7 protein-coding genes are annotated in these 8,526 nt (G+C 60.1%); 4 read left to right on the forward strand and 3 right to left on the reverse strand.

What is annotated here, in order from left to right; all coding sequences use genetic code 11:
• Nucleotides 1-1,500: DUF5916 domain-containing protein (locus RMO15_RS27480; protein ID WP_309720424.1), on the forward strand; the 1,500-nt coding region annotated here is incomplete at its 5' end.
• A gap of 9 nt (nt 1,501-1,509) precedes the next feature.
• Here RMO15_RS27480 and RMO15_RS27485 read toward each other — a convergent pair.
• From RMO15_RS27485 to RMO15_RS27495, 3 genes are read right to left on the reverse strand one after another with little or no spacing between them, the layout of a single operon-like run.
• On the reverse strand, nt 1,510-1,704 hold the full coding sequence (locus RMO15_RS27485; protein WP_309720427.1) for a hypothetical protein: 195 nt from the start codon (nt 1,702-1,704) through the stop codon (nt 1,510-1,512).
• 12 nt (nt 1,705-1,716) lie between these two features.
• Nucleotides 1,717-2,829 (reverse strand): DNA-processing protein DprA, encoded by a 1,113-nt coding sequence (gene dprA, locus RMO15_RS27490; protein ID WP_309720430.1) that lies wholly within the window; start codon nt 2,827-2,829, stop codon nt 1,717-1,719.
• 58 nt (nt 2,830-2,887) lie between these two features.
• Nucleotides 2,888-4,567 (reverse strand): PQQ-binding-like beta-propeller repeat protein, encoded by a 1,680-nt coding sequence (locus RMO15_RS27495; protein WP_309720433.1) that lies wholly within the window; start codon nt 4,565-4,567, stop codon nt 2,888-2,890.
• Nucleotides 4,568-4,658: 91 nt separating this feature from the next.
• Here RMO15_RS27495 and RMO15_RS27500 point away from each other — a divergent pair, with 91 nt between their 5' ends.
• From RMO15_RS27500 to RMO15_RS27510, 3 genes are read left to right on the forward strand one after another with little or no spacing between them, the layout of a single operon-like run.
• Complete coding sequence (locus RMO15_RS27500; protein WP_309720437.1) at nt 4,659-5,714, forward strand: glycosyltransferase family 1 protein; 1,056 nt, start codon at nt 4,659-4,661, stop codon at nt 5,712-5,714.
• Nucleotides 5,711-7,339 carry an ABC transporter ATP-binding protein gene (locus RMO15_RS27505; protein ID WP_309720440.1) on the forward strand — a complete coding sequence of 543 codons (1,629 nt, stop codon included), beginning with the start codon at nt 5,711-5,713 and terminating at the stop codon, nt 7,337-7,339. The genes RMO15_RS27500 and RMO15_RS27505 overlap by 4 nt, the downstream gene beginning before the upstream one ends.
• Nucleotides 7,336-8,340, forward strand: coding sequence for an ABC transporter permease (locus RMO15_RS27510; RefSeq protein WP_309720442.1), 1,005 nt, complete (start codon nt 7,336-7,338; stop codon nt 8,338-8,340). The genes RMO15_RS27505 and RMO15_RS27510 overlap by 4 nt, the downstream gene beginning before the upstream one ends.
• Nucleotides 8,341-8,526 lie beyond the last annotated feature (186 nt).

Here is an 8,526-nt window from a genome sequence, read left to right on the forward strand (position 1 = left end):
GCCAAATCAAAGGCGTTTGGGCTTCAGCTTGCTCGCTCGCTCAACCGGGAGGGCAACCAGATGATCTGGCCCGCTCTTCCCCCCGAAGGCCAGTCGTTTTTCTCCCGCGCACAGTTCCTACCCGAGCTACGGCTCGCGCAGCCTATGCCCGACCAGCGCCCCCCCACGGTGATCCTCCCCTACAGCCTCGCCACAGCCTCGACAAGCGGCGCGCGGGCACGACAAGGTGTAGACGTCAAGTACCCTTTTAGCACCACGGTTACGGGGCTTCTCGCGGTTAATCCAGACTTCCAGACTGTCGAACAAGATGTTGCCAATGTGAACTTCTCCTACAACGAGCAACAAGTCCCTGATCGTCGCCCGTTCTTCGCCGAAGGAAATGAGTTTCTCCCCTCTAGTGAGGTTTTCTACTCGCGGCGCATCGGACAGTTTGACCAGGGCCTGAAAGTCGTGGGACGTGAGGGGCCAACCTCCATTGGCCTTGTCAGTTCACAGTCGCAGATCGGTGAAGCAGACCGCACGAGCGGGGCTCTAGCGCTCCGTCAGGCCGTTGGCCTTTTTAGTGAGTACGGTGTCTATGCCGCCAGCGACAACCGTGCGGGGAAGCTGAGTAACCGCGTGATGCGTGCTTCGGGAACCTACGGCTGGGTGGATGGCTCACAGCGCAATAGTGTCTCGTTTGCCCGGAGCCAGTCTTGGCAAGGAGGAGTGCAAAAAGGAGGCGCAGGTGATCTGACTCTCAGTAGCCGCGGAGCACCAGGCCGTCCGCGCTATCGCCTCTCAAACTCCTATCTCTCCGAGGACTTTATCACCGATCTTGGCCTTGTTCAGGACCGCAACCGGCAGGGTTGGTCCGCGAGTATGGGAATCCGTAACCAGCTTGATCGTGGCCGACTGCTCTCCTACGATGTGGACTGCGACTATAGCTCCAATAAGCGACTTACCACGGGCGCTTTTTTCAACGAGAGTATCTCTCTTGATATGGGAGTCAATACCCGCGATGGCTTTGGTCTTGATATCAACCTGGACGACGGCCGTCGCCAGCAAGATGCCAGCCGCTACTTCCGCGACCGTCTAGCAGGAGGGGGCTTCTCCTGGAACCAGCGAACTCTTTTCCAAGGGGGGGGGATGCGCTACCGTAGCGGCACACAAGGCGGTCAGGCAACCCGCAGCCTGAGTCTTGCACAGGGTTTTCTCGTGAGTAAGCCCTTCTCGATTCGGACATCCTACAGCCAGCAGCAGCGTGGGGGCGTGACGACGCAGCAGGTTATCGCCACGGGTACCTACCGAATTGATACCCTACGTGCCATCTCCGCGCGTCTGCTCTCACAAAATGGAACGGGCAATGCTGACAATGTCGGGGCCCAGACCGGCACGAATCTCTATCTGGCATTTTCGCAGCGCTCCCGCCGGGGCACGGACTTCTTTCTCTTACTCGGCGACCCCAATGCCGCCAGCACAACGAGCCAGGTGACGATGAAAGTCACCCGGCCCTACTAGGAGCCTCCGCTACTTCCCACGGCCTGAGGCTTTGGGAAGCCGGGCGGCGGCAGGCGGCGCGGCGGGAGTAGGCTTGCTTGCATTGCCCTCATCGCCCGATGTTCCCGCTGTGTTGCCAGGCTTGGGTTGCCCTGAGCTACGGTACTGCTCCAAAATCTTTGCTGCTGCCGGCGAGAGTGCCGGTTTTTTCTTACTTGCTGCCATTGTATTTCCCTCCTAAGATCGTCGAAACTGATTGCCTGGCTGGCGCTGAACCAACCCCTTCATCTCCAGCATCGTCGCCGCTACCAGTGCTTGAGCGGGCGCTAGGCCCGCTACCTCTGCGGCATCGTCCAAGCTGATTGCCATGCTAGAGAGCTGCGCCAGGAGCGCCGCCTCATCGGGCGGAAGCTCTGGAAGCGGCTTTTGCTCAGACACTCTCTCTTCGACTTCCAGCGGCAAGGTCAGGTTTATCGCCCGAGGCATTACCGCCAGCGCCTCTAGTATATCCTCTGGGCTGTCGGCAAGCGAGGCTCCGTCTTGGACAAGGCGATGGCCCCCCCGTGAGCGCCCTGTGTCCACCGGCCCCGGCACGACCCAAACATCGCGCCCGTACTCAGCGGCGTTGCGTGCCGTAATCAGCGCTCCTGACTGTTCCGGCGACTCAATCACCACGGTGACTTGCGAGAGTGCCGCAATAATTCGGTTCCGAGCAGGAAAGCGCCAAGGCTCGGGCTTGGTGCCCACGGAAAACTCACTGACAATCGCTCCCCCTTGCGCGACAATCTGCTCAAAGAGCTGTCGGTTCTCCGCAGGGTAGATATAGTCTAGCCCACAGGCCACCACAGCGACCGTGGCCCCTCCGAGCTCCAGAGTGCCTCTGTGCGCCGCCGTATCCACACCCGCCGCCCCTCCCGAAATAACGGTGAAGCCTGCCTCAGCAAATGCCTGGGCAAAGCGCACGGCCTGGCCTTTACCGTAAATCGTGGCGCGACGGGAGCCGACAATCGCCAGCCCCGGCGCGGTGGGCAAGCTCCCGCGCACAAAAAGAATCGGCGGGGAGTCATCGAAGTGCCGCAGATCTGCGGGATAGTCGGGGCTCGTGCACACGAGGGCCTTCACTCCCCAATCTTGTGCCTGCTCCCAAGCGCGTGGGTTGGGAGTAACTCTTGCCGCACGCTCCAAGCGCTCGATCTGGCGCGGGGTAAGTCCTTTGTGAGATGCCAGAGCCGCCTCGGGATCGCCTCCAGATGCCTCTAGAAGAGTCCGTAGGCGTGGTGGCGGGAGCATTGCCTCCGCAAGACGGTGGCAAGCAAGAAAAGAAGCAGTCTCTGCCGTGAGATAGGTCATGATAAAACAAAGCGGGCGAAGACTGCTGCCTTCGCCCGCCCAGAATCAGAGGCGGCGGCTAGCCTCCGCCACCAGCGCCACCAGGGCTCCCCTTACCACCTCCGGAACCGCCACCCCCACGGGTGGAGCTAGGAGCAGTGGAAGTAGGACGAATGGGCAGACTGTTATCCACAATAAACGACCAGGTCTCCACGGTCTCATTGCCACGCCAATCTTTGGCACGGATTGTGACCTCATGACGACCATCCGCGAGCGGTGGATCTACAAGGCGGCCCGAGGACTGCGTTGTGTAGCGAATGCGGCTCTGCTTGCTGTCATAGACGGCTGTGATGTCTTTACCATCCAGAGAAGCCGTAATCGTGGCCGGGTTTAAGCCGGAGCCGTCATCAATGATCTTTGCGCTGATGACAAAGGGCGGCTTTCCATTGAGCGCAGTTCCTGCTCTTGGAAAGAGCTCATTCACGATAGGGCCGCTGGAATCGGGGGCATCGGCACGAAATGCGGTCAGAGAGCCATCCGCAGAGAGCGCGTAGAGGGTTCCGCCCGACAGAGCGAGGGGAGATACAACCGCCGTTTCGGTGCCCGGATTGGTATTGACACGATTCGTCGCAGGCTGAATTCGGTAGGTCCAGAGCACCTGACCATCGTTCTTATCAACTCCCATAACCGTGCCACGCTGGCCAGGGATATAGATCACCTCGCCGGACACCACAGGGGCTCCCATCGGGCTAAATGGAAGTGCGACAGGGGTTTTCCACTGCTCACGACCATTGTCTTTAATCGCGTAAAGAAGGCCCGCATCGCCCTTGGCATCTTTACAGCCAACATAGACAATCCCATTCGAGACAACAGGAGCTGCCTGAATGTCATTGGGCAAGTTACGGTGCCAGCGCTCAGAGGCAGAGGCAGGCAAGATCGCGTAGAGCGAAGGGCCGGTCGCCACAAAGACACTGCTCCCCGCAAATGTCATCCCGTTGGGTAGGAAGGCATAGGGGAGACGGGTCTTCCAGCGGAAGTTCCCCGTGGCTTGCTTGAGCCCATGAACCTGGTTGTCGGAGGTCTGGAAGAGCATCATGTCGCCCGCGAGAAGCGCAGCGGAGCTAATTCCTTCCCCCGCCGCGTAGGAGTAGCCAACGGTACGCCGATTGCGGACATCCATCTTGGTCCAGCGCTTCTCACCCGTCTGGGCATCAAGCGCATAGAATGTACCGTCGTTAGCACCAAAGTAAAGTGTCCCGTTCTCGACGACCGGCGCGGACTCAATGCGCCGCCCGAGCTGAAAAGGTCCCGCTACTTCTTTGAGAGTGGTCGCATCCAAGACATAGAGCGTCCCACTGGAAGACCCTATATAAAGACGCCCCTTATCATAGGTTGCACTTGTGGTGAAGTAAGATCCACCCGGCAACCCATTCGGATCATTCGGGAACGAGAGCTTCTTAGCTCCGGTTCGTGTGTCCAGCGCATAGAGAATCCCACCCTGCTGAGCACTAGCACGGGTCGTGTAGTAGACAGTGTTGCCTACAATCACGGGGGAGGTCAAGTTATTGCTCTGAGCGCCTCCAGTGAAACGCCATAGAACTGCCAATGGCGGCTTGATTGCCTCAGCGGCAACGCCCGTTCGCTGCGTGTCTCCACGAAGCTGGGGCCAGTCCGCAGCCACGGCAGCGATACCGGATGTCATCACGATTGCGGCAGCTACACCGACATGGGTATGTTTATTGCGACGAGAAATTCGCATGGTTTATCCTTCGACACGGCCTAAGATGTCTCATAATTATAAGCCAAGGCCTTTCCAGAGTCAAGCACCACTTTTATGATAGGATTCTGAGATGCGTGTTTTGCTTCATTGTCCCTTTGTCCTGGCAGAAAATACAGGGATCACGCGCTACTTAAAAGGGCTCCTTCAGGCACTCGCCACGCACTCGGATATCGAGATTCACTGCCTGATCCCCCCCGGCTGGTCTGGCCTTCCCACGCCTCTGAAACCCATTGAGTTGCCTTCTCACTCTGGTGGCGGAGCTGGGCATCCCCTCGGTCGCCTGCTGCGCGAGTCGGTGTTTCTGCGGAGGCTGCACCAAAAACAGGGCTTCGATCTTTTCCACTCCCCGTTTGGTTACTTGCCCTTCTCCCTCCCCACACGCAGTGTCTTAACCGTCCCTGACCTGCGTGTTCTGCGCTGGCCCCAGAGCTTTTCCCCTCTACGCGGAGCCTTTCTACGCGCGATGATGCCCCGCTCGATCCGGCAAGCGGCGCATCTTCTGCCGATGTCGCAGTTTACAAAAAGTGAGATTCTTGCGCTGGTGCCAGGTCTGTTTTCTGAAAAACTCACGGTCGCTTATCCTGGCATGGACACATTCTGGAGCACTCCTGCCAGCGCGACAGAGCGAGCGGATTTTCGCCAGCGCGTCTCGGGGCCGTTTGTCTTGGCCGTGGGGACGAGCGAGCCGCATAAAAACCTTCCGACACTTTTAGAGGCGATGAAAAAACTTCCCGAAAAAAAATTAGTGCTAATCGGAGAAACGTTCGCCAGTGGCCGCTCCCAGACCCTCATACTCCCCTCCAATGTGCTTCCACTAGGTCGTCTGACAGACACCGAGCTACGCGCCGCCTACGCCGAAGCAAGCGCGTATTGTTTTCCGTCGCTCTATGAAGGCTTTGGCTACCCGCCTTTGGAGGCGCTCGCTCAGAGCTGTCCCGTGGTCGCTGCCGATATTGCTGTACTCCGCGAAGTGCTCGGGGACTCGGCAAGCTTTGCGGATCCTCACAGTCCTGAAGCACTGGCAACGGCCCTGGAAACGGCTCGCTACGACAGCACGCCTTCCTACACCTGGCAGACGCACGCGGAGACGATCCTAGCGACCTACCATGCTATACTTGCTGCGTGACGACTCCTGACATCCAGCTAGACAATATCACCGTGCGCTTTGGCGCGGTGACTGCGCTGGAGAGTGTCTCACTTTCCCTGCCACCGGGTGCGCGGGTCGCTGTTGTCGGGGAGAATGGCGCGGGAAAGTCCACCCTAATGCGCGTCCTCTTTGGCCTGCTCCCGCCCGACTCAGGCCAGCTCACGCTCAATGGCCAGCCCACACGCTTTACCTCACCCCGCAACGCCATTGCGGCGGGGATTGGGATGGTGCAGCAGCACTTCGACCTTATCGCCCCGTTTACCGTCGCAGAAAATATTATTTTAGGCAACGAGCCACGCACAGGAGCCCGTCTGAACCTGGCGGAGGCATATGCGCAGCTTACGTCGCTTGCGGAAGAAAATGGCCTTGCGATTGACCCGCGAGCCCGTGTGAGCGAGCTCTCCGTGGCGGCGCAGCAGCGGGTGGAGATTCTCAAGGCACTCTACCGGAAGGCACGCGTCCTGATTCTCGACGAGCCAACGGCAACTCTCGCTCCCCCGGAAGCCCGTGAGCTCTGGGCCGCAACACGCCGCCTTTCTGCGCAAGGTGTGACGGTGGTTTTTATTACCCACAAGCTGGACGAAGTGGTGGCCAACGCGGATTCAGTCACGGTCTTGCGGCGCGGCAAGCATATTCTCACCAAAGAGATTAGCCATACCAACCCCGCAGAGCTCGCGGCTGCCATGGTGGGAAGTGAGAGTCTCCCCCCGCGTTGCGGCCATCTCCCCGGCTCGTCCCTCGCCTCCCCTCTTCCCGAATTCGCTCCTTCGTCGCCGGAAGAGGGGCGGGAACTTAAGCAACAGACATCTGCCAGCCCCTCTTCCCGTGAGCTTGCGAACATGGGGGGAAGAGGGGACGGAGCGAGGAACGAGCATCCTAGGGAGATGGCCGCAACGTGGGGAGAGATGGCCGCTGGCCTCACCCTCCAGAGCCTCACTGTGGGCAGGCTCAAAGACTTCTCGCTCACCGTTGCGCCGGGTGAGATTGTCGGCATTGCGGGCGTGGATGGCTCCGGCCAGACCGAGCTTATCGAGGCGATTGTCGGGCTACGGAAGCCGGAGAGTGGCACGATTACGAGCCCAGAGACGCTGGGTTTCATCCCCGAAGATCGGCACCGGCACGCGGTCGCACAGAGTTTTTCTCTCGCCGAGAACGCTGTGCTAGGGCGGCACCGGGAAGCCGTGTTTATGACGGCAGGCGGTCTGATTAAAAAATCCGCGATTCGGGAGTTTCTCGCGGAGCGCGTCGCAGCCTTTGATGTGCGCGGCGGCGAGCAGCCCCACACGCCGATGCGCTCACTTTCGGGCGGCAACCAGCAGAAGCTTGTGCTGGCGCGGGAGCTCTCCAAAAATCCCAGCGTTATCATTGCCTCCCAGCCCACCCGTGGCCTAGACTTCGCCGCCACCGAGTTCGTCCACCAGCGCCTGCGAGAAGCCGCCGACAATGGCGCAGCCGTCTTGGTGCAGTCGCTGGACTTAGGCGAAGTCCTCGCACTTGCGGATCGAGTGGCGGTACTCTTGGAAGGAAAGCTCGTCGGCGTTGTAGATCGTATTGATGCTACCGAAGAGCGTATCGGGGCACTGATGACAGGAGCAAGCGTATGAGAGCAATTTTCGCGTTTCTGGCGGCTTTGCTACTGGGCGGGATGGCGATTGCACTGATCGGGCAGAGTCCTTTCGAGGCATATCGTGCGCTCTGGGAGGGGAGCTTGGGGTCGCCGGATGCGTTGCTGAAGACGCTGGGGCAGGCGACGCCACTCTTGCTGACAGGGATCGCGGTGATGATCGGGCTTTCCGTCGGGCTGTTTAATATCGGGGCCGAGGGACAGATGGCCATCGGAGGGCTGCTGGGAGCTGTGGTGGCGGCCTCGGTGCCGAGTGTCCTAGCGGTGCCACTAGGGCTGCTCTGTGGCGCTCTGGGCGGCGCTTGCTGGGCCTGGCTCCCGGCGTGGCTGAAGCTAAAACGCGGAGCACACGAGGTGATTACGGCGATCTTGCTGAACTATGTTGCCCGCAACCTCACGCGCTGGCTGGCGACGGTGCCCTTGAAAGATCCCTCGGGTCAGGCACCACAGACTACAGAAGTCCACGCAACACTCCCGCGCCTCTTGGAAGGTCACGATGTCCACGCGGGCCTGCTCCTCGGACTAATCGCCGTGGGGAGCATCGCTTGGGCACTGACGCGCACGGTCTGGGGCTACGAGACGCGCCTCGTAGGCCAGACCCCCGAGGCGGCCCGTGCAGCGGGGGTAAGGGTGGATGTGGTGACACTGCGGGCATTTCTGCTCTCCGGGGCGCTGGCGGGGCTTGCAGGGGCCGTGGTGGTACTGGGCGTCGTTCCCTTCCACCGCTTCCCCGCGGACTTCTACGGAATCGGCTACGGCTTCGATGGCCTTGGGGTCGCGCTCCTGGCGGGAAGCCAGGCATGGGCAGTTCTACCTGCCGCACTGCTCTTTGGCGCTCTCGGGGCCGGGGCGGATCAGATGAGCTTCGCCACCGAAACCCCCAAGCAGCTCGCGCAAGTGGTCCAAGCACTGCTAATTCTGGGACTCTCGGCACGCTTCGCTCTGCAAACACACAAAAAACGAAAAGCCCCCCGTGTCTGAAGCACGAGGGGCTTGGGGAGAGGCTGCTACTTCGCCTTTTTCTCTAGCGCCGCCATACCATCTTTGACCGGCTTGATAGCACGCTCTTTCATCGGGCTCTCTGGAACAGTGGCGAAGTTAAGTGGGTTGTAGCCCTTCATCATGGTGTCGAAGCGCTTCTTCATTGCTCCCATGTCCATCGCTCCC

Source organism: Armatimonas sp. (assembly GCF_031410135.1).
Taxonomy (GTDB): domain Bacteria; phylum Armatimonadota; class Armatimonadia; order Armatimonadales; family Armatimonadaceae; genus Armatimonas.

Bases quoted from the DNA above. Each gene is read 5' to 3' on its own strand.
- RMO15_RS27485 (WP_309720427.1), bottom strand. From the start codon at position 1,704: ATGGCAGCAAGTAAGAAAAAACCGGCACTCTCGCCGGCAGCAGCAAAG.
- dprA (WP_309720430.1), bottom strand. From the start codon at position 2,829: ATGACCTATCTCACGGCAGAGACTGCTTCTTTTCTTGCTTGCCACCGT.
- RMO15_RS27495 (WP_309720433.1), bottom strand. From the start codon at position 4,567: ATGCGAATTTCTCGTCGCAATAAACATACCCATGTCGGTGTAGCTGCC.
- RMO15_RS27500 (WP_309720437.1), top strand. From the start codon at position 4,659: ATGCGTGTTTTGCTTCATTGTCCCTTTGTCCTGGCAGAAAATACAGGG.
- RMO15_RS27510 (WP_309720442.1), top strand. From the start codon at position 7,336: ATGAGAGCAATTTTCGCGTTTCTGGCGGCTTTGCTACTGGGCGGGATG.